This is a genomic window from Methylocella tundrae (assembly GCF_901905185.1).
Classification (GTDB): domain Bacteria; phylum Pseudomonadota; class Alphaproteobacteria; order Rhizobiales; family Beijerinckiaceae; genus Methylocapsa; species Methylocapsa tundrae.
On record NZ_CABFMQ020000077.1, the window covers coordinates 62,234 to 86,696 of the forward strand.

The window sequence follows — 24,463 nt, forward strand, 5'->3', positions numbered from 1 at the left end:
AGCCGCCGGACCAGTCGAGGACCGATCCGACGAGAATGTTGTCAGAACCCGGCGAGGGGATCGGCGAAGACACAATTGGCGCGCTTCAGATCCTCGACTGTCCACAATTTTTCGCCGCGAACATGCGGCTGCCCGATCAACGTCTTGCCGTCGGCGCGAACGCCGTGTCCTTCAAGGACCACATCCGATAGCTCGCGGCCGCTGTATTGTTCGAAGACGCTCTGGCATTCATAGCGTTCGGGCTCCGCCAACCACATCCGCTCGCCCCAATCATCGCTGAAGGAGTGCTTCTGACCGTTGAACTCGTGCACTCTGAGTGATCCCGAACACTTTGCGAGGGTCGGGCAGAACGGCACTTGCGACACGCGATCAACATAGACCTGGTGGCCATTCTGGATCAGCCATTGAATGGGAACGAATCCGCTTGTGGGGTCCTCGCAGCCGAGCGCCTTCCACTCGCGCAGAATCTTGCCGTAGTGCGCGTCCCATCCTGGATAGTTCGACTCGAACCATTCCATGTCTTCTTCATCCGGCAGCGAGAGCCGGAAGAAGCCGGTCGGCCACAAGGCGTAGGCCAAAAGGAAGAGATCGTGATGCGCCCAATAGGCGTCCTTTTTGGCGTCGCGCAGGCTCGGCGGTGAGTTGACGCCGTACTTCGCGAGACGGCCGATCCAGATGCCGCCCCAATCCTCGTAGACCCAACGATTCCAGGTCTTGACCCAGGGCTCGACCTTGAACTTCGACCCATATTCGAAGAGCATGCCCAGCACGGGCGTGAAGTACTTCTGCTGGGTCCAGAATGCGTTGTTGAGATCGGTGTTCAGATATTTCTGGGCGGCCGGATCGTTGGCGATCGAAACGACTGTCTGGTAGCCGTTCGCCATATGACGGAGTTCGTCGGTTTCGATCGACAGAAATACGGTTGGCGTGATTTCATCGCCGTTCGCTGACGCCCACTCAGTGATGGCGACGATCAACGGGTTAGTGAAGCAAGCTTCCCCGACCAGTTGGAGATTGACCGAACATTCGACCGCATCGCCGGAGATGAAGCCGTCAGCGAAGACCCGCTTCATTCCCTTCCAAAGCGGTCCGATTGCGCGGGTGCGGCGCGCGTCATTATGGCCTGCGGGGTCATGGTAGTGCTTGGAGAAATAATAGTTCACGAACCCGCATTGATGGGTATGACGGATCTCATCAAGGACTTGTGCGAGGTAACCATTCTTTTGCTCGGCCGCGCTCGCCGAATCCCACAACATCGCGGACGCCGCTATAGCGTTGTATTCGCCAACTTCGAGGAAATTCGACGCGACTTTCATCGTCTCACCCCAGCGCGGATGCACCCGGCTGCCAGCTTCGAGGCGCGTCAGGCCGTCGAGCAAGGTGCCGAACTGACGCTCATCCTTGACCGACTCCATTCGCGCATATTCTTTGGCGATGAGCTTGAACTGCTCCTTTGTGTCGTTCGCCATATGATATTTGGTGGGATATTTCGTCCGGTTTTGAGCGAAATCCCAGTTGAAGCTCTGCAGCCACCTATGCACTTCCTGGGGACTTACACTTGTCGGCGCCCGGTTGGCTCCGAGTGCGTCCGACGCTGCTTTCGTCGCGGTGCTTAATGCCATATGTCTCCTCCTTGGTGCTCACATTGAACGCCGCCTGAGCTTCAGCCAGCGACCTTAAGCTGCGGCGCCTTATCGATCGAGCTCCTCAGTCGGCTCGATGTGGCGTTATCCTTCAGCAAGTGTGGCGCCGCGCTTCGGCCGCCGATCATCATTTTTGAAAAAGGTCGCAATATCAGAGACATGCAGCATATCGCACAATCACATTCCATTACCGTGATGCAGATTATTTGGATTATTCTAATCCAGGCGGGTGTGCGCAAATTTGACACTGATCAAAAGTAGCAAGCACAGCTTTGGCTTCACCAGAGGATCCTGGTTTAGAATTTTATGTACATGCGGAGACGTGATCCTTTCTCAACCGGCGTGATCCGCATTGGGGTGAAGCCACTCTCGTGAAGTTGCGCTCGTAGCGCTCGTCTGACGATGGTGTGAATGCTTGCGTTGTAGAGCCGCCCGTCCTGGAAGTCTCGGTTGCGTGGCCGAGCGATAGCGGCTGGAAACCTGTTGCGCCAGTGGACGCTAAGGCTCCTGTCAGTCGTCCCGCAAAGGCGGGCAGATGATCTTCTTTTGCAAAACATTTGGAGAACTGACAAACTAGCTATAATAGCATTTAGGCTGGTTCTGCGAGCCTCTCAGCAACGCGCTGTATGGAATTTATACAGTGTATAGATTCCATACAGATCGATTATCCCTCGATTGTTTGGTTCAGGGCTGTGCGGGCTTTTCATTCAGGAGGCAGGCTGCAAGCCGAACGCGCGCCTTGGGTTTTTCAGAAATCCTATTTGGATAAATTCCATACAGTGTCGATTTTGAACTGTATGTATTTTATACACAATGTGAGATCGACAGCCTCTATTCGCCATTTCGGCTCGACCTGGATGTAGCGAAGGGTAGCTCGCCGCCGTTTAGGCGACATCTAACGGCTGGCGTTTAACCTCGGATCACGCTACGCTTGACCCGAGGATCTGGCATGCGTGCTTCGGCGGCGGTTATTCTGTTGATCATATGGTGCTTGCCGGCCAGTGCGCTGTCGCCTTCCGCGAGCTACGCCGATGCGGAACGCGCCTTTAGTCAGCTTTCGATCGGCGAGCGGTTTCTGTTCAAAGTCTTGCTGACAACGGCGGGTTATTGGCCCGCTGTCGCCGACGCCGATTTCAGCCGCAGACTTTTTGACGCGACGACGCATTATCAAGCCGACAATGGGCTTCCCGCAACAGGCGTCATCGATAAGGAGCTTCTGGCGAGGCTCTATCGGAATGGCGCGCCTCTTCTGAAGATGTGGGGGTTCCAGCAGGTTGCGCACCCTTACCGCGGTCACCCGATCTGGGTTCCAATGGGGCTTGGCTTGGTGGCGGAGCGAGATAAGAACGGCCTCACATGGAGGGACCCGGAAAAGCGCGTATGGGTGACATATGATTGGCTCCCAGGAGTCAATCTCGCGGCTGCCTATAATGCTGTTCTCGCCAAAGTCGTTGCTGACGGCGGACAAATCTCGTTCCAAGTGTTGAAGAGCGACTATTTCGTCGTCTCATCGGCTACAAACGGCCTTGATAGCTATATCCGCTGCCAGAGTGATCGTCCCGACGCCCTCTGGCTGTCGATTTTCTGGCTGCATGATGCATCTGATCTTCACATGGAGCGCGCGGCGACTCTGATGTCCGGTTCGTTCGCGAGCGCGATGAGCGGAGCGCCGTTCGCCAACATTCCCCAGCTACCGCCATGATCCGCGTCGGATTCCCGACATGGAGCCCGTCAGCCAACCGCCAGCACCAGGCGCGGCGGCGCCGCAGACTCGGGAGCAGAGGTAAAGCGGAGAAGTCTCAGGCACAGGCTGCTTCGCGAGTCCTGACGGGTACGACTTAACCAACGCTCATGTGATCGAGGACTGCACAACCCTCCGCGTCTTCGAAATCAACGCGCCGCCGCGAAGGCCAATCTCACCGCTCGTGACGCCGTCAATGATCTCGCGAGGCCGGCCGAAGGGCACGCCCGAGGCGATCGAAGGGTCTCAACGCCGGGATTTGGGCAAAGTAACAATTAGTACGATCACTATCGACGGCTATACCGACGATCTGAGCATTGGCATAGACAGGTCGTCGTGGTCCATCGTCGTCCAAACTTATGTGCAAGACCATGTCCGCGCGGAGTTTGGCGTCTGCGAGCCGGCCGCTGCGCCGGCGCATTGAGGGCAAGAGCCTGCTGTGCCGATGCTTTGAAATTTCATTCATACCGCCTAGCAGGATGACGACGACATTTGTGCCAAGGCTCTCGATCTGTTTGCGGACGGCCTCATTGGCGCCCTGGCCGACAGCGACCATGACGATCAAAGCGGCGACGCCGATGAAAACACCGAGCATCGTGAGCGCGGAACGCATTTTGTTGCGCCCGATCGCTTGTGCCGCCGAAGCAAGGATCATCAGTGCAAAAGTCCAGAAGCCCGCGACCTGGATCGCGGCCGCCGTGTGAAACTCCGCTTTAGCAAGAGGCAAAACGGGCGTGCCGCCGGGCGCAAGTTTGCGCGCGGCGCCCGCTTGCTTTTCCGGGCGGACCCGCTCACAGGGCCGGGTGGGGCGTCTGTCCATACCCCGGAGCGTCGCCGGCATCCACGCAGGCGAGCCCTATCCGGTGCTCCGCATGCGGCTCCGACGCTGTGACGGAATATGGCGATCCCGCCCTGTCGAGCGAGACAGGTGACGAATCCATAAAGCGGGGCGACCGGGCGCTTAGCGACGCCGGACATTACCGCTCGAAATGCAGATGCAAAAGCTCACGTTCGGCAAAGACGGATCTCCGATCCGAATCGACTGAGCTCGGACGAAGACTTGACCGGCCGCCCCCTGCCGGAAGTATATCGGAAGCAGCCTGTCGCCTCCATGGTCGCCACGCGGACAGCGAAGATTAGGCAGGAGGCGGTGGCCTCCCGGGGGCGCGCGAGCTTTGGACAAGCGCGGACCGCAGAGCGCCGGCGGGGCGCACCGCCGCCAAAGCCGGGATCGGACCGGGCAAGCCCGCTAGCGATTCGGTGCGAAACGCCTCCGCTTGCTTCCCTGCGCTTCCCCGATTGTTTTCGGCACTTCTGCGGCGGGTTCCAAGTTATTGGCTTTCTTGGTGGAGCTGAGGGGAATCGAACCCCTGACCTCTGCAGTGCGATTGCAGCGCTCTCCCATCTGAGCTACAGCCCCCATCCAGCGGCTGTTTACGCGACTGCGCGGGAGCGCGCAAGCGGGTTGCACGCGGTTGCGCTTATTATCCTCATAAGGAGCTGCCGTCGCAGGCGGAAGCCTTGCCAGTTTGACGCAAGCCGCGTAAACGAAATGGGATAGGCTGAGGCTTCGGAGTTCCCATGCGCGCTCTTCTCGATGTGATTTTGCTGGTTCTTGACCTTTATACTTACGTCGTGATCGCAGCAGTGATTCTATCGTGGCTGATAGCCTTCAACGTCATCAATACTTATAATGACGTGGTCCGCGCCATCGTCAATGCGGTCAACGCGCTGACGGAGCCGGTTCTGCGCCCGATTCGGCAAGTCTTGCCGAATTTTGGCGGCCTTGATATTTCTCCGATCGTCCTGTTTTTGATTATTTTTCTTATCCAGCGTATCATTATTCAATACATCTATCCGAACGTCTATTGAGCGCACCGAACAATTTTGAATCGAGATCCCTTCCCTGGAGCATGCGCGGCGGCGCTCTCGCCGTCACCGTTCGCTTGACGCCCAAAAGCGCCCGCGACGAAATCGCCGGCGTCGATCACCTCTCCGACGGCCGGCCCGTTCTGAAGGCGCGCGTGCGCGCCGCCCCGCAGAATGGCGAGGCCAATGCGGCGCTACTCAAGCTGGTCGCCAAGTCGCTGCGCATTCCGGCCGGCGCCGTGCGGCTCGAATCCGGCGCGAGCGGGCGGCTGAAGACATTAATCCTATCGGGCGACGCCGAAGCTTTGAAGTCCGCTCTCACCGCCCTCGTCGGCTCCGCGGAGGCCGGCTGACGGCCGCCCTCGAACCCGGAGCGCGTCCTGGGCGGAAAATCAGCCGCCGAGCCGGCTGAAGAAATCCCAGATCAATCTGGCGCTTTCGACGTCATTGTTGTGCAGACCCCGAGACGTGTCCGATCCGATCCCGGCCCAGTGGCCTGGAACCGAATGACCGCCGCCCTCTACGCGCAAGACCTCGACCGGAACCTTGCAGCCGTTTAGTTTGTCGAGATAGGCGCGCGTTCCGTCGCGCGTGTCGCGATCCGGCATCGCCGTCGTCGTGCGGCTTTCGCCGCAGCCCGCAGCCTTGCCAAAGATCGCGAGCGCCGCGTCGGCCGAGACGACGTCAATTTTCCCATCCGGCAACGCCGCTTTGCCGCCCGCGTAGGGGATCACGGGATCAGCAGAGCCAACGATCATCAGGAGAGGAAGCGGGCGCGACGGCTTGCACGTCGGGGCGAGATACGCGGGCAAGGCGGTGATCAGGGTCGCGACGCCAGCGAACAATGACGCATTGTCGCAGGCAAGTCGGAAGGTTGTGAAGCCGCCATTCGAAATGCCGACAAGAAAAACCTTGCGCCGGTCGACAATTCCGTCGGAAACGATCTTCGCGACGAGATCGCGAATGAATGTTGCGTCGCGCGTCGCCTCGGGCCCGGGCGTTTCGCTCCAATGGCCCCCGATGGGATCCGGGTACACAAGCACGGGGCCCGCGGAACGGGCCATTTCTTCAAGGCCGAAGACCCGCCGCAGACGGGGACCTTTCTCACGACTGCGCAAAACGATGACGAGAGGACGGCGCGCCTGCTTCAGGCGGTGATGCAGAATCAGGATCGCGGTCCGCGTCATGCCGCCGGATTCGATCGAAATCCGGCCGGACGCGGCGGACGCCGGCTGTGGCGACGCGGCGAGCATCGTGAGAAGCGCCAGCGCCAACCGCGGTGCGGCGCGCGCAGCCGCGAGCGTGGACAGGCGGCGCCCGCCACGGTGGTCACGGAAGGGTTCGTCGCCCCGGACGATCATGTCTTTAGCCCTCGCCAACAATGTCACCCCAGAAGCGCTGTTTCGACTGCTTGCCGCAGCCATCGAGAACGGACCGGCAGCGCCCTTGCCGGTCGAGCGCAGCGGCGCTTTCGGCCCAAACCTCTTGTGCGGACAATTTCCCGGATTCGGCTGTCATTCTTCTACTGCGTGCGGCGTTTTGGCAATAAGCAAAGCCTTTGGCAAATCCGATCCATCAATCCCGGAGATCGCCCGGCCCCAAAAATCCACTCAATTGGTTGCCCGCCAATTCGCTTTGCGTTAAGGGAAAGCGCAGAGCATTTCACGAAGATCGGATTTAACCTTCATGACAGAGGTCGAGTTCAATTCCGGTCGGCCGGAGGGCCGCCGGCCGCTGTCGCCGCATCTGCTGATTTACCGCCCGACGCTGACCATGATGATGTCGATCGTACATCGCATCACAGGCGCAGCGCTCTACGTGGGCACGCTTCTGCTGGCGTGGTTTCTGATCGCCGCGTCGAGCGGTCCAGAGGCTTTCGCTTCGGTCTCGTCCGTTTTTAATTCCTTCATCGGAAAGCTCATCCTCTTCGGATTTAGCTGGGCCCTGTTTCATCACCTCCTCGGCGGGGTGCGTCACATCGTTTGGGACGCAGGCTACGGACTCGATCATCCGCAGCGCGAATGGCTCGCCAAGGGCACGCTGATCGGCGGCGTCGCTTTGACGCTGCTCGTCTGGATCTGCGTATTCTCCCAGCTCTAGGAATTATCGGGTCCCCAGAGACGCGCTATCGTCGTTTTGGACCGCAATCGAAGGAACGAATTTATCATGGCGCATGATCCAGCCCCCCGTCGCGGCGCCGCTCAAACGCGCTCCCTCGGCTCCGCTCGGGCTGGAACGACCAACGCCTGGCGCATCCATGTCACCTCGATTGCGCTGATTCCGCTCACCTTCGGCTTTGTCTGGATCCTCTTGTCCCTGGTCGGCAAGGATTACGCCGGGGTGAGGGCCGAGCTCGGGCGGCCCTTTCCCGCCATCGTCCTCCTTCTCTTTATTCTCGCCGGCGTCTACCACATGAAGATCGGAATGCAGTCGATCATCGACGACTACATTCATTCGACGCACGGCAAAGAATGGGCGCTGGTCGCCAATTCCCTGTTTTGCGCGGCCGTGGGGCTCGCTTCCATTTTCGCGGTCTTGAAACTCGGCCTGGCTTGACCCAGTCCGGCGCGCTTCTCCTTTATCGCGCGTGAAAACCACGATCTGCGTGTCAAAGACATATTTCGAAAGGCGATAGAATGGCCTCCAACAGCACATCGAACGGCAGCGCCGGGCCAGCGCGCCTTGGTTCCGCTTATCCGATCACGGATCACAGCTTCGATGTCCTCGTGGTCGGCGCCGGCGGAGCCGGATTGCGCGCGACCGTCGGCTGCTCCCAGGCAGGGCTGCGCACCGCCTGCATCAGCAAGGTCTTTCCGACACGCTCCCACACCGTGGCCGCGCAAGGCGGCGTCGCCGCCTCGCTCGCCAACATGGGCCCCGACAATTGGAAGTGGCACATGTACGACACCGTCAAGGGGTCGGACTGGCTCGGCGATCAGGATTCGATCGAATATCTTTGCCGAAACGCGCCCGCCGCGGTGTATGAGCTCGAACATTGGGGCGTGCCCTTTTCGCGCACCGAGGACGGCCGCATCTATCAGCGTCCGTTCGGCGGCATGACCACCGACTTTGGCAAGGGGCCGCCAGCCCAGCGCACCTGCGCCGCGGCCGACCGCACCGGCCACGCCATGCTGCATACGCTCTACGGGCAGGCGCTGCGCTACAATACCGAATTCTTCATCGAATATTTCGCCATCGACCTCATCATGGAAGACGGGCGCTGCCGCGGCGTCGTCTGCCTGAAACTCGATGACGGCACAATCCACCGCTTTCGCGCGCAGCTCGTCATTCTAGCCACCGGCGGCTACGGCCGCGCCTATTTCTCGGCGACCTCGGCGCATACCTGCACGGGCGACGGCAACGCCATGGTTTTACGCGCCGGACTGCCACTCCAGGACATGGAGTTCGTGCAATTCCATCCGACCGGCATCTATGGCGCGGGCTGTCTCATCACCGAAGGCGCGCGCGGCGAGGGCGGCTATCTGACCAACGCCTCGGGCGAGCGCTTCATGGAGCGCTACGCCCCCTCCGTGAAGGATCTTGCGCCGCGCGACATGGTTTCTCGCGCCATGACGATGGAAATCCGCGAAGGCCGCGGCGTCGGCAAGAACAAGGACCATATCTTTCTCCACCTCGATCATCTCGACCCGAAAATCTTGCATGAACGCCTCCCCGGCATTTCGGAGAGCGCCAAGATTTTCGCCGGCGTCGATCTGACCAAGGCGCCGATCCCGGTGCTGCCGACGGTGCATTACAATATGGGCGGCATTCCGACCAATTATCATGGCGAAGTCGTCATCAAGAAGGACGGCGATCCGGACGTGATCGTCCCCGGTCTGATGGCGCTCGGCGAGGCCGCCTGCGTCTCGGTGCATGGCGCGAACCGGCTCGGCTCCAATTCGCTGATCGACCTTGTCGTGTTCGGGCGCGCCGCCGGCATGCGCGCCGCCGAACTCGTGACGGCGGGCGCGAAGCAGCCGGAACTGCCGCCCGATTCCGCCGATCGCGCGCTGTCGCGCCTCGATGGTTTCCGTTACGCGAAGGGCTCGCTTCCGACCGCCGAACTGCGGCTGCGGATGCAAAAGGTGATGCAGAACAATTGCGCCGTCTACCGCACCGGCGAGACGCTCCAGGAAGGCTCAAAGCTCATCCATGATGTTTGGGAAGCCAAGGATCAGATCGGCGTCACCGACCGCTCGCTGATCTGGAATTCCGATCTCGTCGAGACGCTGGAGTTCGACAATCTCATCATCCAGGCCGTTGTCACAATGGACGGCGCCGTCAACCGCACCGAGTCGCGCGGCGCCCATGCGCGCGAGGATTATACCCAGCGCGACGACGTCAACTGGATGAAGCACACATTGGCCTCGATCGATCCCGCCGCCCATAGCGTGACGATCGATTATCGCCCGGTGCACAGCTACACGATGACCAACGAGATGCAATATATCGAGCCGAAAGCGCGCGTTTACTGAGGGTGTAAATAAACGCGATGCTTACGGGTGATCGCACAAAAAACGAACTGCTAAATGATGCCTTCCCTCTTTTTCAAGGAGAGGAGTACGATTTCTGTTTTCCAAAGGCGTTCTGGAAAATCGGAATGCAATCATCTATCCCAAATAGTCTGAAAAAGAAAATTGCAGCATCTATAATTTCTGAACAATTCGGCCTTAAGTCGGTCGACAATGTCTCGCGTAAATATCTTAAGGGCGTGAACTATCCTGAAAGTGATAATGAACGGCTGGATCGGCGTGTCCGCAGTTTTGTCGCTAAGAAAATGAGCGCATTCAACTCGCAAATCTACGTCTTATCGAAGCGAACTGATCAGGGCCTAAACCGAACGATGAGCCAGTGGACTCTTGGTAGAGCGTCTTTTTCGATGGAGCTATTAGCGTACTGCGGGCAAAGAGGCGCGCTATTTGAGGCGCTTGCGATCGCTAGAATGATGCTTGAGCAGGTCGCTTGGGCTCATAGCGTTTGCCATTCAAACGATGAAGGCGCTGTCCATCGCGTCTCTGCTTCCGCCTCAATTTCATTTCTCAAAGGCTCCTCAAAAAACACAGGCAAATTGTACGGCTGGTTAAGCCAGCATGTCCACTGGGCCTTCGACGGGCATAAAAAAAGTGTCATAACCACAACGAATGATGCCCTTGGGCATTTGTACGCGTCTGCGTACTTTAAGGCCGTCGTTTTTTGCGTGATGATAATTTTGGTGGATATCTACTTCCAATGCTCATGGAAACTTTATGCTGAGCTAGAAGATTTGAAAGCTGAAAAAGGTGCCCAAACAACAACACCTGCTCAGGTCAAGAGCGAAGCGATCCAGCTACTGAACGAAATTGTTGCGTGTGAACCGCAAGACGAAGAGTTGCGATACCTCTGTTCGATTCTAGACGATCAACCAAGGTGAAATATGGTCGAATTCGCTCTGCCCAAAAACTCGCGTCCGACGCCGGGCAAAAGCTGGCCGAAGCCGGCGTCCGCCAAAAAAGTGAGCGAGTTCAAGATCTATCGCTGGAGTCCCGACGACGGCGAGAACCCGCGTATAGACAGCTATTTCGTCGACCGCGACGATTGCGGACCGATGGTGCTCGACGCGCTGATCTGGATCAAGTCCAAGGTTGATCCGACCTTGACCTTCCGCCGCTCCTGCCGCGAAGGCATCTGCGGCTCCTGCGCCATGAACATCGACGGCGCCAACACGCTCGCCTGCACCAAGGCGATCGACGACATCAAGGGCGCCGTGAAGATCTATCCGCTGCCGCATATGTCGGTGGTCAAGGATCTGGTGCCGGACCTCACCAATTTCTACGCCCAGCACGCTTCGATCGAGCCGTGGCTGCAGACCAAATCGCCGACGCCCGAAAAGGAATGGCGGCAGGCGCCGGAGGATCGCGCAAAACTCGACGGCCTCTATGAATGCATCTTGTGCGCCTGCTGCTCAACCTCCTGCCCCAGCTACTGGTGGAACGGCGACCGCTATCTCGGTCCCGCCGTGCTGTTGCAGGCCTACCGCTGGCTGATTGATTCGCGCGATGAGGCGACCGGCGAGCGGCTCGACAATGTCGAAGATCCCTTCCGCCTCTATCGCTGCCACACGATCATGAATTGCGCGAAAACCTGTCCGAAGGGATTGAACCCCGCCAAAGCGATCGCGCAGATCAAGAACATGATGGTCGAACGTCAGCTTTGAACGGTGGTTCTGAATTTTGACCTTCGACGGTTATCGAGACGGTCATCGCGAGACGTGTGACTGTCAGCTCTGATCTCGACGTCTGCCGCCGCGCGGATTCGCCCTTCGACAGCGGCCGATAGCGATGCGCACGACGCCAGGCGCCGGGGCTTTCTGCGGCGCATCGAAAACGATCCCAGCCCAAGGGGAGCGCTGACGGCGGATCAATCCGCGTCGTAACAGCCAAAAGAGCCAGCCGATTAAAATAACTCCGGCTGTTGCGGATATGTCGCAGCCGCGCGGATCTAAAGCTTTGCGCCACTTTCCCGCCACACTCGGACAGCACGGTCCATGGCTGGGGGAAGTTAACCATGCGACGCATCTGTCTTGGGCTTTCGATTGCAACGCTCGCCTGCTCGTTCGGCTTCGCCGAAACGCCCGAGCATCCCGCGAGCTATGACGAATTCATCGCAAAGCAGGCCGAGAAGCATGGCGTTCCAGAACGCCTCGTGCATCGCATCGTCATGCGCGAAAGCCGCTACAATCCGAGGCTGGTTCACAATCATTGCTTTGGCCTCATGCAGATCAAATACGGCACGGCGCGGTCGATGGGCTACAAAGGCGCGCCGCAAGGCCTGCTCGATCCCAAAATCAATATGACTTACGCGATCCCCTATCTTTCCAACGCCTATCGGGTGGCGGAGGGCGACGAGGACCGCGCCGTCGCGCTGTTCGCCGGCGGCTATTACTATGCCGCCAAGAGGAAGCAATTGCTCACGGAGCTGCGCACGGCGGAGTCGCCGCCGGCCGTTGCCGAAGCGCCGCCTGCGCCGCCGCCAGCGCCGGCGAACCCCGTCAATGGCCTGTTCGCGTTCCTGCAGGGCGGCGCCCCCTCCTCTTCCGCGCCGCAGATGAGCACGCCCGCGCCGGCCACGGAGCTGGCTTCAACGTCCAGCGTCGGAGTTTCCGTCTCCCCTGCCCCGCCGGCAAACGCGCCGATTTGCGATCCCGCCGTGGCGAGTCTCGCGCAGGACGGCGCCGCGCCTTCGCCCCAGCTCGCCGAGACGACGAAAGAGTCGCTTGAAGCGGCGCCGAACGCGCTTCCCGGAAAGCGCCACGAAAAGGCGATCGTTAAAGTCGCACACAAACCCGCGGCAAAAAAAGGCGTCGCCATCGCCTCAGTCGCACCCGTAGCCGGGACCGTGGATTCCGCGCCAAAACGTTTGGAGGCGACGCAAGATTTAGCTTCGCCTGCCGCGCCCTCCTCCGTGGCAAAGACCTCCGACAAGACGGCCGCGCCAAAGATTGCGCACAAACCAGCGACAAAAACAGCAATCGCGGTCGCCTCGGCCGAGCCATCGGCTCAGCCCCCGGAACCATCGAAAGCTGCAAATCACCCGGCGCCGAAAGCGCAAGACGCGAAAGGTCACGCTAAATCGACGGCGGCCGCGATAAGCCCCGTGCAAAGCGACGCGCAATCCCCCTCCAATGCCGGCGAAGCGTCGAAAAGTTCCACTGAACCCACGCCGTCCTCGCAAGTGACGAGGAGCCACGACAAGACGGCGGCGAAAGCAGCCTCGCTAAAAATCGCGCATAAGCCGCCGGCGAAAACAGCAATCGCGGTCGCCTCGTCCGAGCCATCGGCTCAGCCACCGGAACCATCGAAAGTTGCAATCCACCCGGCGCCGAAAGCGAAAGGTCACGCTAAAGCGGCGGCGGCCGCCGCGACCAAAACGGCCGCCGCCCAGGCTGAGACGCAGTCGGCAAAGGAACCGGAAGGCGCGAAATAGACAGCGACGCGTCGCAATATTCCGGCGGCGGCCAGCGTTTGCCGGTTCCTGGCCTGGCGAAAATAACCTACGCTTCAGCCTTTCGACGATTCGAACGGAAGCGCCGTCTTGTCACCATCAGCGTTACCTTTGAAAGCACGGATTTGGCCAGTCGCCGCGATCCGGGCGAAGGAAGGCAGAACGAGGCCGCCGCAATGGCGAACGCTGACGCAAAGGGTCGGCCGCCTTGCGATCGTTCTCGCCGCGGCCTCGCTGGCCCCCGCCGCTGAGGCCGAAACGCCAAATTCCTTGCCGAGCGTCGGCGTCGTCAGAGCAGAATTGAAACCGATTACGCAGACCAGCCAGTTCCTCGGCAGAGTCCAAGCCGTCGACAGAGTGGAAATTGTCGCGCGCGTCACCGCCTTTCTGGAACAGGTCGATTTCACTGACGGCGCGGAAGTCAAGAAAGGCGACGTGCTCTACCGTCTGGAGCGCGGGCCCTTTGAGGCGGACCTCGAAGCGAAAACCGCGGTGGCGCAACAGTTTCAGGCGCAGCTCGAGAACGCCAACGTCCAGCTCGACCGCGCTCAAAAACTGTTGCAGACGCAGTCAGGCGCGCAAGCGACGGTCGACACCGCGCTGGCGACGCAGCGCAGCTACGCGGCGCAATTGCTGGGCGCGCAGGCGAACGTCAAACAGTCGAAGATCAACCTCGATTACACAATCATAAGCTCGCCGATCGACGGCAAGAGCGGGCGGACCGCGATGACGCCAGGCAATGTCGTGACGCCGAGCAGCGGCGTTCTCGTCACCGTCGTCAGCCAGGATCCCATGTATGTGGTTTTTCCCGTCGCCGTGCGCACGCTGATCTCCCTGCGCCAACATTACGCTCCGATCGGCGGCTTCAATGCGATCGTAATCCGGCTCGGTCTGCCGGATGGGCGCATTTACGATCAGCAGGGCAAACTCGATTTCGTCGACAATACGGTGCAGACGGCGACCGACACGATACTGGTGCGCGCTGTGATTCCCAATCCGCCGCTACCGGTCAAATCAAGCGCCGGCGGCACGCTGCGCGAATTGACGGATACGGAGTTCGTCAGCGTATTTCTTGAGGGCGTCAAGCCGGTCGAGTACCTCGCCGTTCCGCGAGCGGCGATTCTGGCCGATCAACAAAGCGATTTCGTCTACGTCGTCGACGCCGACGGCAAGGCGCAGCGGCGCAACGTCAAGCTCGGGCAATCGACGCCGACGACAGCGGCCATCGAAAGCGGGCTGAATGCCGGCGATCTCGTCATTGTCGAGGGATTGCAGCGCGTTCATCCTGGATCGGCGGTTCAAGCCTCGCCGGCGACTCCTGGCCCGCAACCGGAGTCCTCGAAATAAGCGACGGATTACGACATCACAACGCCACGCATGGGGCTGGCCAATGATCTCCGCGGTTTTCGTCGATCGGCCCCGGCTCGCCATCGTGATCGCGATCGTCATCACGATCGCCGGCGCCCTCGCCTTGCTGCGCATTCCGCTGTCGCAGTTCCCCGACATCGTGCCGCCGCAGGTGCAGGTGACGGCAACCTATCCAGGCGCTTCCGCCGAGGTTGTCGAGACATCCGTCGCGCAGCCGCTCGAAGCCCAGATGGTCGGCGTTGACAGATCGATCTATATGAAATCGACGAGCGGCAATGACGGCAGCTACAATCTCACCGTCAGCTTCGAACTCGGCACAAATCCCGACATCGACACCGTCAATGTCAACAACAGGGTCCAGACGGCGCTGGCGCAACTGCCGGAGACGGTCACGCATCAAGGGCTCATCGTGCAAAAGCGCTCCTCGGCGATTTTGCAGTTCATGATGCTCTACAGCGAGAACGGCAAGCAGGATCCGCTCTTCATCACCAATTACGCGACGATCAACGTGCTCGATGAACTGTCGCGCACGCCCGGCGTCGGCCAGGCCTCGCTCTTCGGCCTTCTCAAATACTCGATGCGCATCTGGTTCGACGTCGAGAGGCTGGTCAGCCTCAATCTCGCGCCGTCAGACGTCATCGCAGCCATCCAATCGCAGAATGTTCAGGCGGCGATCGGACGCATCGGCGCACGGCCTATCGGCGATGACCAGCAGTTCCAGCTCAACCTGCAAACGCAGGGGCGTCTGACGACGCCGGCGCAGTTCGGGAAAATCGTGCTCCGCGCCAATCCCGACGGTTCGATCGTTCATATCAGCGATGTCGCGCGCGTCGAGATCGGCGCGCAGAACATGGATAATGAGAGCCGGCTCTCCGGCAAGCCTGCGGTGGCGATCGGCATCTATCTCTCGCCGGGCGCCAACGCGGTTCAGACCGCGGCCGCCGTACAGAAAACCCTCGCGAAGGTCGCGGTTCGCTTTCCCGCAGGTTTGAAATCCAAGATCGTTTATGATTCGACGACTTTCGTCTCCGACACCATTCGCGAAGTGCTGAAGACGCTGGCCGAGGCGTTCGTGCTCGTCGTTGTCGTCGTCTACCTTTTTCTTGGCACCGTGCGCGCCACCATCATTCCGGCCGTCGCGGTGCCCGTTAGCCTCATCGGCACATTCGCGGTGCTCTTGTCGGTCGGCTATTCCGCCAATACCGTATCGCTGCTGGCCCTCGTGCTCGCCATCGGCATCGTCGTCGACGATGCGATCGTCGTCGTCGAGAACGTCGAGCGGGTGATGGAAGAGGAGCCCGATCTTTCCCCGGCCGCTGCGACGAAGAAAGCGATGGGGCAGATCACCGCGCCGATCATCGCCATCACGCTGGTGCTTCTCTCGGTGTTCGTTCCAGTCGCTTTCGTTCCCGGCGTCTCCGGACAATTGTTCCGCCAATTCGCCGTGACGATCAGCGTTTCGATGCTGATCTCGGCGTTGAACGCGCTGACTCTATCGCCTGCTCTCTGCGGCCTCGTGCTGCGGCCGGGCGGGCATCGCAGCGGGTTGATGGGACGCGTGCTGCGCGCGATCGACGGCGCGCGCGACGGCTACGGGCGGATCGTGACGGTTCTTGTGCGGCGCGCCTCGATCGCGCTTATCATCGTCGCCGCATGCGGCGGCGCCATCTACGCTCTGTCGCTGCGAACGCCTGTCGGCTTTCTGCCGGAAGAAGATCAGGGCGCTTTCTTCTTGTCCATCCAGCTGCCGGACGGCGCCTCTGTCCAGCGCACCAGCGACGCGATGAGAGAAGTCGAGAAGCTGCTGCTGGCCATGCCGCAGATGCAAGATACCTTCTCGATCATCGGCTATTCGCGCATCGATGGCGTCAGCGAACCCAACGCAGGCTTCATTGTGGCCAAACTGAAGCCCTTCGCCGACCGCCCGACAGAGGCGGATTCGGCGCAGGCATTGATCGCCAAAATCACGCGCGAGGCCGCGTCCATTCGCACCGCCTCGGTCATCGCATTCAACCTGCCGCCAATCATCGGCCTTTCGACGACGGGCGGTTTCGAATATCAGCTCGAAGCCCTTGAAGGACAGGATCCCTCGGCCATCGCCAGCGTCATGCAGGCCATGGTCTCCGCGGCCAACGCGGACCCGGCGCTGACGCGCGTGTTCTCAACCTTCACCGCGACCAATCCGTCAATCTTCCTCGACATCGACCGCCAAAAAGCGCAAGCGCTCGGCGTCGACATCGCCGACATATTCTCCGCTTTGCAGGCGACGCTGGGCGGAACCTATATCAACGACTTCAATCTCTACGGGCGCACATGGCAGGTCAATCTGCAGGCCGACGCCGCCGATCGCCGCGATTTTTCGTCGATCTGGCAAATCTATGTGCGCAACAAATCGAATACGATGGTGCCGATGGCGGCGCTCGCCTCAATGCGGACGATCGTGGGCCCGCAGGTCATTACGCGCTATAACAATTACCGTTCGGTGACGATCAATGGCACGCCGGCGCCAGGCGTGTCGTCCGGCGGCGCGCTGGCGGCGATGGACGCACTATCCACCCGGACACTGCCGCCGGGCTACACCTATGAATGGACCGGCACCGCCTATCAGGAGCACGAGGCCTCCGGCCAGACCGGCGTCATCCTGACGCTGGCGCTGCTGTTCGCTTTCCTCTTCCTCGTCGCGCTGTATGAAAGCTGGATTATCCCCATTCCCGTGCTGATGTCGGTGTCAGTCGCGGTGCTCGGCTCCTTCGCTGGCATTCTGATCGCGCAATTGGCGCTTGATCTTTATGCGCAGATCGGTCTCGTCGTGCTTATTGCGCTCGCCGCGAAAAACGGCATTCTAATCGTCGAATTCGCCAAGGATCAACGCGAGCAAGGCATGGACATTCGTGAAGCGGCCGTGCTTGGCGCGCGCATGCGGTTTCGAGCCGTGATGATGACCTCCATCGCGTTCGTTCTCGGCCTGCTCCCGCTGGTCATCGCGCATGGCGCGGCGCAGATCAGCCGGCGCGGCGTCGGCACCCCGGTCTTTTCAGGCATGATCGCGGCGAGCGCGCTTGGAGTCTTTCTTATCCCCATGCTCTATGTGACATTCGAGTCCCTGCGCGAATGGAAGTGGCCGAACAAAAAGCAAAAGCTGACGGACGCTGGCCGGTCATGACGCAGGGCAAGCAGCTTTGCGTTATCATCTGCGTTTTCGCGCTGCTGGCGTTCGGCTTCCCAGGGACCTTATCGGCGCTGGACCAGAGCGATTCCGGCTTTCAGGCCTATCTCCAATCCTTATGGCCGCGCGCCGAGGCGGCGGGCGTCCGGCGCGCAACCTTTGAGACGGCGATCACAGGGCTGACGCCCGATCCGTCCGCGCCCGCGGCATCCGCAAAACAGCCAGAGTTCGACAAGCCGCTCAAAGCCTATCTCGCGGAGGCCGTCTCAACGCCAAGAATTTTGCGCGGACGCGCCGCGTTGCGCCGATGGAGCCCGGAGCTTTCGCATATTTCGCAGCGTTTCGGCGTGCCGCCGCAGATCATCGTCGCGGCCTGGGGCATGGAGACCGATTTCGGCGCGGCGAAGGGCGGCAAGGATATTGTGCGCACGCTCGGGACGCTCGCCTATCAACGCCAGGACCGCGCGCTTTTTGGCGATGAGTTCATCGCGGCGCTGGTCATTCTCGATAAGGGTCTCGCGCCGCGCGAGAAGCTGAAGGGCTCCTGGGCCGGCGCCATGGGCGATCCGCAGTTCATTCCATCGGCCTATCTGAAATATGCCGCAAGTTTCGACGGTTCGGCTTTCGCCGACATCTGGGACAAGCCGCAGGACAGCCTTGCCTCGATCGCCAATTTTCTGCGGCAGTCCGGATGGCGCCCGAACCTGCCCTGGGGCATGGAGGTCGTGCTGCCGCCGGGGTTTGATTTCGCCTCATTGCATCGCAGTTTCGCGGCATTCAAAGCGCAGGGCGTCGTCAATGCTGATGGGAGCCCCCTGCGTGCTGAGGGCGACGCGACATTGTTCCTGCCATCCGGCGCCGCTGGTCCGGCTTTTCTGCTGTCCGACAATTACTGGGTGCTGAAAGCCTATAACAACTCCGACTCTTACGCGCTTTCGCTGAGCCTGCTCGCCGATCGGATCAATGGCGGAGGGGAACTGCGTGGCCGCTGGCCCGCGGGCGAAGCCTTCCTCAGCCGCGCCGACAAATCGTTGATCCAGCGCGAATTGCAAAAGCGCGGGCTTTATAGCGGCGCCATCGACGGACGCTTCGGCCAGGCCTCGCGCGACGCCATCCATGCGTTCCAGATTGCCGCGAAGATCAGTCCGGCGGACGGCTATGGCTCTCAGGAAGTGTTGCGGCGGCTGACGCAGAATTAGCGCCGGTGTGGATGACGTCCCTGCTGAAGCGGTCGCGAAGCAGCACCCTCATCCTGAGGGCGTCAGTCTTCAGCCTCCTGCGTGCCCGCATCGCTCCCGCGCCAACCCTCTTTCGTCTGCGCGCAAAATTCATCGAGCCTGCGCGCCGCGATCGCCGCGCGCAGGCCCGCCATCAGATCCTGATAATAGGCCAGATTGATTTCGGTTAGCAGCATCATGCCAAGGATCTCTCCGGATTTGACGAGGTGATGGAGATACGCGCGGGAATAGGTTCGCGTCACGGCGTTGGCTGACTCGCGATCGACCGGCGCCGGATCATCGGCATGGCATGCGTTGCGCAAATTAAGCTTTCCGGCGCGGGTATAGGCCAGACCATGACGTCCGGCGCGCGTCGGCATCACACAGTCAAACATGTCGATCCCGCGCCTGACGCTCTCGACGAGATCGTCCGGCGAGCCGACGCCCATCAGATAGCGCGGTTTTGCCGTGGGCAAATGCGGCGCGGCGCAGTCGATCATCGCCAGCATCACCTCCTGCGGTTCGCCGACGGCAAGGCCCCCCAGCGCATAGCCCTGGAAATCCATATCGACCAGCGCCCGCGCGCTCTCAAGCCGCAGGGCCTCCGACGCGCCGCCCTGCACGATGCCGAAAAGAGCGCGTCCAGGCTTTTGCGCAAAGGCTTTCTTCGATCGTTCCGCCCAGCGCAGAGACAGCAGCATGGCGCGGCGCGCTTCGGCCTCCGCACAGGGAAGCTTGACGCATTCGTCGAACTGCATCTGAATGTCGGCGCCGAGGAGGTCCTGGATCTCCATCGAACGCTCCGGCGTCAAGACATGCCGTGCGCCGTCGATATGCGACTGGAAAGTGACGCCATTCTCATCAAGCTTGCGCAGCTTCGCGAGCGACATCACCTGGAAGCCGCCCGAGTCGGTGAGGATCGGCCCCGGCCAGTTCATGAATTGATGGAGACCGCCGAGCGCGGCGATCCGCTCGGCGCCGGGCCGCAGCATCAGATGATAGGTGTTGGAGAGCACGATGTCGGCGCCGAGCGCTTTTACGGCTTCCGGATGCATCGCCTTGACTGTCGCCGCCGTGCCGACCGGCATGAAGGCCGGCGTCCTGATCTTTCCGCGCGGAGTCGTGATAACGCCGGTCCGCGCCGCGCTGTCGGTTGCGGCGATGTCGAAATGGAATTCCTGCGTCATAGGTCGCCCGCTTCGTTCGCCGCTGCGGGAAACAGCAAACAGGCGTCGCCATAACTGTAGAAGCGGTAGCCGTGGGCGATCGCATGAGCGTAGGCGCGTTGCATGGTTTCAAGACCGCAGAAGGCGCAAACCAGCATGAACAGCGTCGAGCGTGGAAGATGGAAATTGGTGAGGAGCACGTCGACCGCGCGGAACCTGTACCCGGGCGTGATGAAAATCGACGTATCGCCGGAAAAAGCCGCAACGGCGCCATTGTCCTTGGCCGCCGATTCCAGAATGCGCAGGCTCGTGGTGCCGGCGGCCACGATGCGACGTCCCCCGCGGCGGGCGTCATTCAGCGTTTTCGCGGTTTGCGCGCTCACCTCGCCCCATTCGGCATGCATCCTGTGATCTTCGGTATCGGCCGCCTTGACCGGCAGGAACGTTCCCGCGCCGACGTGAAGCGTCACTTTTTCGATCATAATATCCCTTGCGGACAGCGCCGCGATAAGGGCGGGCGTGAAATGCAGGCTCGCGGTCGGCGCGGCGACGGCGCCGGAACGGCGTGCAAACAGCGTCTGATAATCGTCCGCGTCACTCTCATCGGCCGGACGTTTGCCCGAAATGTAAGGAGGCAGCGGCATTTGCCCGATGCGATCGAGCGCCGCGTCGAGATCGCTCCCCGAGGCTGCGAAGCCGAGCAGCACTTCGCCCTCTTCGCCCTTTTCGACAACCTCGGCCTCAAGCGACCCGGCGCCGGCCGCCTCAAAGGTGATCATCTCGCCCGCTTTCAGCTTTTTCGCGGGCCTGACGAAAGCGCGCCAGAGACTGGCGCCTTCGCGCTTGTGCAGGGTCGCTTCGATGCGCGCCTCCGCCTCGCCTCTGACGCGGCGGCCCTGAAGGCGAGCCGGAATGACGCGCGTGTCATTGACGACGAGAATATCGCCGGGCGAAAGCAAATCGGGCAGGTCGCGGATGATTCTGTCTTCCAGCGCCGGCGCGGACGGCGCTTCGGATCGCACGACCAGCATTCGCGCGGCGTCGCGCGGATGCGCCGGGCGTAAAGCGATCGAGGAATCCGGCAGCTCAAAATCAAAAAGATCTACGCGCATTCAAGATCTCAAAGGCGCCGTTTGGGCTTCCAACTTTTTCATGCGCGGATCGAAACAGAAAATCGAGAGTTGGAGTCCGACTAATACGCGGCGGCAAGAGGATGACAATGGCGTCAAAACTACGCGCCGGCGATCACGTGATGCGGGATAGGCCAAAGAGCGAAACGCAAGGCAAAAGTCGTGAAAAATGGAACGGGCGAAAAAGCGATGCGGCGCTGTCTTACAAGCAGCGCACGCATCCGCCCATTGCCAACAGGCGTCAACCAGGCTGTTGGTTTTAGCTGAGGGTTGCGCTGATGATTTTGTCTGGATCGCGCACGGGCTCGCCGCGCTTGATCTTGTCGACATTCTCCATGCCGGAGATGACCTTGCCCCAGACGGTATATTGCTTGTCGAGGAAGCGGGCGTCGTTGAATACGATGAAGAACTGCGAATTGGCGGAATTCGGGTCCTGCGCGCGCGCCATCGAGACGACGCCGCGCACATGCGGCTCGGCGTTGAACTCGGCCTTGACATTTGGATACTTCGAGCCGCCCGTGCCGGTCCCATGCGGGCAGCCGGTCTGCGCCATGAAGCCGTCAATTACGCGATGAAACACAATGCCGTCGTAGAATTTCTCCTCGACGAGCTTTTTGATATGGGCGACGTGGCCCGGCGCGAGATCCGGCCGCATCTCGATCACCACGGGGCCTTGCGTCGTCTCTAATGTAAGGGTGTTGCCAGCTTCTGGCATGCGAAACTCCTGCGTGAGTTTTTGAGTAGGCGAACCTGAATGGCGCGGTTCGCGTCGGAAGGGCCTCAAGATCGAAAGGCGGGGACGCCTTCCTCGTTCGGTTTTGGAAGCAGCAGCGCTTTCAAATTTGGGCCGATGATCGCGATGCAATACCCTATGCGCGCGCCAAGGTAAACAGCGGCCTCCGGCGGCTTATGGATAGCGTCCCGAGAAGCGCTCTTTTGGCCCTATTTCTTTGCCGGAGCGGCGTCCGCCGCCATTTGCATCTTGATGATCTTGTCCGGCGCGGTGACGGTTCCGTTGTCCGCCTTCGAGCCCTTCTTGATCTTGTCGACGACATCCATGCCTGAGACGACCTTGCCGACGATCGTGTACTTATCGTCGAGGAAGGGGGCGTCGCCAAACATGATGAAGAACTGGGAATTCGCGGAATCCGGATCCTGCGAGCGCGCCATCCCGACTGTGCCGCGCTTGAAATGCTCGGATGAAAATTCGGCCTTGATGTTCGGCAGGTCCGATTTGCCAGTCCCCGTTCCGGTCGGGTCTCCGGTTTGCGCCATAAAGCCGTCGATGACGCGATGGAATACGATTCCGTCATAGAAGCCGCGTTTGGTCAAAGTTTCGATCTGCGCGACATGCTTTGGCGCAAGGTCCGGCCGAAGCTGGATCGTGATGCGGCCGTCTTTCGTATCGAGATAGATCGTGTCTTTGAGGTCCTGCGCGGACGCCGCGGCGACGCCGGCGAAAAGGGCTATTGCCGCGCCAAAAGCGATGATCAATCGGTTCAATATCATTGCGTTTCTTCCTTGCCCTGACGGTTATTTTTGGCCCTGACGATTATGGCTAATTGGCGCGCCGTTTGAGGTCCAAGGCGCGCAGGACGGCTTCCGGCACGAAACTGGAGACATTCCCGCCCATCCCTGCGATCTGCCGCACCAATGTCGCTGTAATGTGACAGACTGCGGGCGAGGCGGCGAAAAATACGGTGCGGATCTCAGGCGCCATCGCCGCGTTCATGCCGGCCATTTGCATCTCGTAATCGAGATCCGAGCCGTTGCGCAGGCCGCGCACCAGGATTTCAGCGCCAACCCGCCTCGCCGCCTCGACGGCGAGCCCGGAAAAAGGCTGCACCGACAGCTTGCAGAATCGCGCCGCCAGAAGTTCCCGGCAAACCTCCGTTGTCAGTGCGACGCGCTCCTCGACCGCGAACAACGGCATTTTGGAGGGATGTGCGCCGATGCCGATGACGAGTTCGTCGCAGATATGAGACGCGCTTTCGATCACGTCGACGTGGCCGTTGGTCAACGGATCGAACGAGCCGGTGTAGAGCGCGACGCGGGTCATGCCTTGCTTCCGAGGCAGAAAAGGCGGGCGTTCAAACGACGCCAAGCTTCTTTTGCAGATTTGACGATGAGGTCGTGTACTGGAAGGTCAGCCGCTTGTCCGGAAAGACATAGTGGTAAATGCGCTGCGCCGCCAAAGCCCCCTCGTGGAAGCCGCACAAGATGAGCTTCAGCTTGCCGGGATAGCTATTGATGTCGCCGATCGCGAATACGCCGGGAATATTGGTCTCGAAACGCTCCGTATCGACCGGAACAAGATTCTCGTGAAGATTGAGGCCCCATTCGCTGACTGGACCGAGCTTCATGGTAAGCCCGAAGAAGGGGATCAGCCGCTCGCAGGCAAGGTCCGTGACGCTTCCATCGGCGCCCTTGACGGCAAGCGATGAGAGTTCTCCCGCCTCGCCGCGAAGCGAGGACACCTGGCCGATGTGCAAGTCGATCTGCCCATTGGCGACGAGATCGCGCATCGCCTTAACGGAATGCGGGGCTGCGCGGAAATCGTCGCGGCGGTGAATTAGCGTCAGACGCTTGACGATCGGTTGCAGATTGAGGGTCCAGTCCAGCGCCGAATCCCCGCCGCCGACGATGACGACATGTCTGCCGCGGAAATCCTCCATCTTGCGCACCGCGTAGAAGACCGATTTGCCCTCATAGGCTTCAATGCCTTCGATCGGCGGCTTTTTCGGCTGAAACGAGCCGCCGCCAGCCGCCACGATGACCGCCTTGGCCTCCAATATCGCGTCGCCGCTCATGCGGAGATGAAACAGCGGCGCCTCCGGCGTGCCGACGGCTTTCAGACCCTCGACCATCTCGCCGAAGTGGAAGGTCGGATGAAATGGCTCGATCTGCTTCAAAAGATGATCGACGAGGCCCTGTCCGGTGACGATCGGGTAGCCCGGAATGTCATAGATCGGCTTTTCCGGATAGAGTTCGCTGCATTGTCCGCCGGCTTTCGGGAGGATGTCGACGAGATGGCATTTGATGTCCAAAAGCCCTAGCTCGAACACCGCGAAAAGTCCGGCGGGTCCAGCGCCGACGATAACGACGTCGGTCTTGATGATCTCACTCATATCCTGCTCCGAATTGCCCTGCTCCAATGATCCCGCGACAGCAGGCGCCGCGCCG

General features: G+C 60.5%; 22 protein-coding genes and 1 tRNA gene. 13 read left to right on the forward strand and 10 right to left on the reverse strand.

The window, feature by feature from the left end; genetic code table 11:
* Positions 1 to 41 precede the first annotated feature (41 nt).
* Positions 42 to 1,622 carry an aromatic/alkene monooxygenase hydroxylase subunit alpha gene (gene mmoX / locus MPC4_RS09530; RefSeq protein ID WP_174512310.1) on the reverse strand — a complete coding sequence of 527 codons (1,581 nt, stop codon included), beginning with the start codon at positions 1,620 to 1,622 and terminating at the stop codon, positions 42 to 44.
* A gap of 970 nt (positions 1,623 to 2,592) precedes the next feature.
* Here mmoX and MPC4_RS09535 point away from each other — a divergent pair.
* Positions 2,593 to 3,345 carry a peptidoglycan-binding domain-containing protein gene (locus MPC4_RS09535; protein WP_174512311.1) on the forward strand — a complete coding sequence of 251 codons (753 nt, stop codon included), beginning with the start codon at positions 2,593 to 2,595 and terminating at the stop codon, positions 3,343 to 3,345.
* Positions 3,346 to 3,577: 232 nt separating this feature from the next.
* Here MPC4_RS09535 and MPC4_RS20920 read toward each other — a convergent pair whose 3' ends face one another.
* Positions 3,578 to 4,225, reverse strand: a complete 648-nt coding sequence (locus MPC4_RS20920; RefSeq protein ID WP_210253620.1) for an ABC transporter permease — start codon at positions 4,223 to 4,225, stop codon at positions 3,578 to 3,580.
* A 503-nt stretch (positions 4,226 to 4,728) separates the two neighbouring features.
* A tRNA-Ala gene (locus MPC4_RS09545) sits at positions 4,729 to 4,804 on the reverse strand.
* A 161-nt stretch (positions 4,805 to 4,965) separates the two neighbouring features.
* On the opposite strand from MPC4_RS09545, the gene MPC4_RS09550 reads away from it, so the two are divergent.
* Together MPC4_RS09550 and MPC4_RS09555 are read left to right on the forward strand one after the other, a co-directional pair.
* Positions 4,966 to 5,256 carry a YggT family protein gene (locus MPC4_RS09550; protein ID WP_134488648.1) on the forward strand — a complete coding sequence of 97 codons (291 nt, stop codon included), beginning with the start codon at positions 4,966 to 4,968 and terminating at the stop codon, positions 5,254 to 5,256.
* A gap of 41 nt (positions 5,257 to 5,297) precedes the next feature.
* On the forward strand, positions 5,298 to 5,606 hold the full coding sequence (locus MPC4_RS09555; RefSeq protein WP_174512333.1) for a DUF167 family protein: 309 nt from the start codon (positions 5,298 to 5,300) through the stop codon (positions 5,604 to 5,606).
* 39 nt (positions 5,607 to 5,645) lie between these two features.
* Here the strand turns inward: MPC4_RS09555 and MPC4_RS09560 are convergent, their stop codons facing one another.
* The gene (locus MPC4_RS09560) at positions 5,646 to 6,614 is read right to left on the reverse strand and encodes a CE1 family esterase (RefSeq protein WP_174512312.1); all 969 of its coding nucleotides are present in this window, start codon (positions 6,612 to 6,614) and stop codon (positions 5,646 to 5,648) included.
* Here MPC4_RS09560 and MPC4_RS09565 point away from each other — a divergent pair.
* From MPC4_RS09565 to MPC4_RS09610, 10 genes are all read left to right on the forward strand, one after another.
* Positions 6,613 to 6,897, forward strand: coding sequence for a hypothetical protein (locus MPC4_RS09565; RefSeq protein WP_174512313.1), 285 nt, complete (start codon positions 6,613 to 6,615; stop codon positions 6,895 to 6,897). The two genes, MPC4_RS09560 and MPC4_RS09565, sit on opposite strands and share 2 nt — an antisense overlap.
* Positions 6,898 to 6,939: 42 nt before the next feature.
* Positions 6,940 to 7,353 carry a succinate dehydrogenase, cytochrome b556 subunit gene (gene sdhC / locus MPC4_RS09570; RefSeq protein ID WP_174512314.1) on the forward strand — a complete coding sequence of 138 codons (414 nt, stop codon included), beginning with the start codon at positions 6,940 to 6,942 and terminating at the stop codon, positions 7,351 to 7,353.
* Positions 7,354 to 7,419: 66 nt separating this feature from the next.
* On the forward strand, positions 7,420 to 7,809 hold the full coding sequence (sdhD, locus tag MPC4_RS09575) for a succinate dehydrogenase, hydrophobic membrane anchor protein (protein ID WP_174512315.1): 390 nt from the start codon (positions 7,420 to 7,422) through the stop codon (positions 7,807 to 7,809).
* Between the two features lie 80 nt (positions 7,810 to 7,889).
* The gene (sdhA, locus tag MPC4_RS09580; RefSeq protein ID WP_174512316.1) at positions 7,890 to 9,728 is read left to right on the forward strand and encodes a succinate dehydrogenase flavoprotein subunit; all 1,839 of its coding nucleotides are present in this window, start codon (positions 7,890 to 7,892) and stop codon (positions 9,726 to 9,728) included.
* A gap of 17 nt (positions 9,729 to 9,745) precedes the next feature.
* Positions 9,746 to 10,663 carry a hypothetical protein gene (locus tag MPC4_RS09585; protein WP_174512317.1) on the forward strand — a complete coding sequence of 306 codons (918 nt, stop codon included), beginning with the start codon at positions 9,746 to 9,748 and terminating at the stop codon, positions 10,661 to 10,663.
* A 3-nt stretch (positions 10,664 to 10,666) separates the two neighbouring features.
* Positions 10,667 to 11,446 (forward strand): succinate dehydrogenase iron-sulfur subunit, encoded by a 780-nt coding sequence (locus tag MPC4_RS09590; RefSeq protein ID WP_174512318.1) that lies wholly within the window; start codon positions 10,667 to 10,669, stop codon positions 11,444 to 11,446.
* A gap of 350 nt (positions 11,447 to 11,796) precedes the next feature.
* Positions 11,797 to 13,215 carry a transglycosylase SLT domain-containing protein gene (locus MPC4_RS09595; RefSeq protein ID WP_174512319.1) on the forward strand — a complete coding sequence of 473 codons (1,419 nt, stop codon included), beginning with the start codon at positions 11,797 to 11,799 and terminating at the stop codon, positions 13,213 to 13,215.
* A gap of 129 nt (positions 13,216 to 13,344) precedes the next feature.
* On the forward strand, positions 13,345 to 14,580 hold the full coding sequence (locus tag MPC4_RS09600) for an efflux RND transporter periplasmic adaptor subunit (RefSeq protein ID WP_342343624.1): 1,236 nt from the start codon (positions 13,345 to 13,347) through the stop codon (positions 14,578 to 14,580).
* Between the two features lie 43 nt (positions 14,581 to 14,623).
* Complete coding sequence (locus MPC4_RS09605; protein ID WP_174512320.1) at positions 14,624 to 17,764, forward strand: efflux RND transporter permease subunit; 3,141 nt, start codon at positions 14,624 to 14,626, stop codon at positions 17,762 to 17,764.
* The gene (locus MPC4_RS09610) at positions 17,761 to 18,966 is read left to right on the forward strand and encodes a lytic murein transglycosylase (protein ID WP_174512321.1); all 1,206 of its coding nucleotides are present in this window, start codon (positions 17,761 to 17,763) and stop codon (positions 18,964 to 18,966) included. The genes MPC4_RS09605 and MPC4_RS09610 overlap by 4 nt, the downstream gene beginning before the upstream one ends.
* Before the next feature lie 62 nt (positions 18,967 to 19,028).
* Here the strand turns inward: MPC4_RS09610 and tgt are convergent, their stop codons facing one another.
* The 6 genes from tgt to MPC4_RS09640 all read right to left on the reverse strand — a co-directional run bounded on the left by tgt (position 19,029) and on the right by MPC4_RS09640 (position 24,408).
* Complete coding sequence (tgt, locus tag MPC4_RS09615) at positions 19,029 to 20,171, reverse strand: tRNA guanosine(34) transglycosylase Tgt (protein WP_174512322.1); 1,143 nt, start codon at positions 20,169 to 20,171, stop codon at positions 19,029 to 19,031.
* Positions 20,168 to 21,262: a tRNA preQ1(34) S-adenosylmethionine ribosyltransferase-isomerase QueA gene (queA, locus tag MPC4_RS09620; protein ID WP_174512323.1), complete on the reverse strand. Its 1,095-nt coding sequence runs from the start codon at positions 21,260 to 21,262 to the stop codon at positions 20,168 to 20,170. The genes tgt and queA overlap by 4 nt, the downstream gene beginning before the upstream one ends.
* Positions 21,263 to 21,539: 277 nt before the next feature.
* A complete protein-coding gene (locus tag MPC4_RS09625) occupies positions 21,540 to 21,995 on the reverse strand; it encodes a peptidylprolyl isomerase (RefSeq protein WP_134488672.1) in 456 nt (151 codons plus the stop codon).
* Positions 21,996 to 22,222: 227 nt separating this feature from the next.
* Positions 22,223 to 22,789, reverse strand: coding sequence for a peptidylprolyl isomerase (locus MPC4_RS09630; RefSeq protein ID WP_174512324.1), 567 nt, complete (start codon positions 22,787 to 22,789; stop codon positions 22,223 to 22,225).
* Positions 22,790 to 22,838: 49 nt separating this feature from the next.
* Positions 22,839 to 23,339 carry a pantetheine-phosphate adenylyltransferase gene (gene coaD, locus MPC4_RS09635; protein WP_174512325.1) on the reverse strand — a complete coding sequence of 167 codons (501 nt, stop codon included), beginning with the start codon at positions 23,337 to 23,339 and terminating at the stop codon, positions 22,839 to 22,841.
* Between the two features lie 31 nt (positions 23,340 to 23,370).
* Positions 23,371 to 24,408, reverse strand: coding sequence for an NAD(P)/FAD-dependent oxidoreductase (locus tag MPC4_RS09640; protein ID WP_174512326.1), 1,038 nt, complete (start codon positions 24,406 to 24,408; stop codon positions 23,371 to 23,373).
* Positions 24,409 to 24,463 lie beyond the last annotated feature (55 nt).

Bases quoted from the DNA above. Each gene is read 5' to 3' on its own strand.
- mmoX (WP_174512310.1), bottom strand. From the start codon at position 1,622: ATGGCATTAAGCACCGCGACGAAAGCAGCGTCGGACGCACTCGGAGCC.
- MPC4_RS09535 (WP_174512311.1), top strand. From the start codon at position 2,593: ATGCGTGCTTCGGCGGCGGTTATTCTGTTGATCATATGGTGCTTGCCG.
- MPC4_RS20920 (WP_210253620.1), bottom strand. From the start codon at position 4,225: ATGCCGGCGACGCTCCGGGGTATGGACAGACGCCCCACCCGGCCCTGT.
- MPC4_RS09550 (WP_134488648.1), top strand. From the start codon at position 4,966: ATGCGCGCTCTTCTCGATGTGATTTTGCTGGTTCTTGACCTTTATACT.
- MPC4_RS09555 (WP_174512333.1), top strand. From the start codon at position 5,298: ATGCGCGGCGGCGCTCTCGCCGTCACCGTTCGCTTGACGCCCAAAAGC.
- MPC4_RS09565 (WP_174512313.1), top strand. From the start codon at position 6,613: ATGTCTTTAGCCCTCGCCAACAATGTCACCCCAGAAGCGCTGTTTCGA.
- MPC4_RS09560 (WP_174512312.1), bottom strand. From the start codon at position 6,614: ATGATCGTCCGGGGCGACGAACCCTTCCGTGACCACCGTGGCGGGCGC.
- sdhC (WP_174512314.1), top strand. From the start codon at position 6,940: ATGACAGAGGTCGAGTTCAATTCCGGTCGGCCGGAGGGCCGCCGGCCG.
- sdhD (WP_174512315.1), top strand. From the start codon at position 7,420: ATGGCGCATGATCCAGCCCCCCGTCGCGGCGCCGCTCAAACGCGCTCC.
- sdhA (WP_174512316.1), top strand. From the start codon at position 7,890: ATGGCCTCCAACAGCACATCGAACGGCAGCGCCGGGCCAGCGCGCCTT.
- MPC4_RS09585 (WP_174512317.1), top strand. From the start codon at position 9,746: ATGCTTACGGGTGATCGCACAAAAAACGAACTGCTAAATGATGCCTTC.
- MPC4_RS09590 (WP_174512318.1), top strand. From the start codon at position 10,667: ATGGTCGAATTCGCTCTGCCCAAAAACTCGCGTCCGACGCCGGGCAAA.
- MPC4_RS09595 (WP_174512319.1), top strand. From the start codon at position 11,797: ATGCGACGCATCTGTCTTGGGCTTTCGATTGCAACGCTCGCCTGCTCG.
- MPC4_RS09605 (WP_174512320.1), top strand. From the start codon at position 14,624: ATGATCTCCGCGGTTTTCGTCGATCGGCCCCGGCTCGCCATCGTGATC.
- MPC4_RS09610 (WP_174512321.1), top strand. From the start codon at position 17,761: ATGACGCAGGGCAAGCAGCTTTGCGTTATCATCTGCGTTTTCGCGCTG.
- tgt (WP_174512322.1), bottom strand. From the start codon at position 20,171: ATGACGCAGGAATTCCATTTCGACATCGCCGCAACCGACAGCGCGGCG.
- queA (WP_174512323.1), bottom strand. From the start codon at position 21,262: ATGCGCGTAGATCTTTTTGATTTTGAGCTGCCGGATTCCTCGATCGCT.
- MPC4_RS09625 (WP_134488672.1), bottom strand. From the start codon at position 21,995: ATGCCAGAAGCTGGCAACACCCTTACATTAGAGACGACGCAAGGCCCC.
- MPC4_RS09630 (WP_174512324.1), bottom strand. From the start codon at position 22,789: ATGATATTGAACCGATTGATCATCGCTTTTGGCGCGGCAATAGCCCTT.
- coaD (WP_174512325.1), bottom strand. From the start codon at position 23,339: ATGACCCGCGTCGCGCTCTACACCGGCTCGTTCGATCCGTTGACCAAC.
- MPC4_RS09640 (WP_174512326.1), bottom strand. From the start codon at position 24,408: ATGAGTGAGATCATCAAGACCGACGTCGTTATCGTCGGCGCTGGACCC.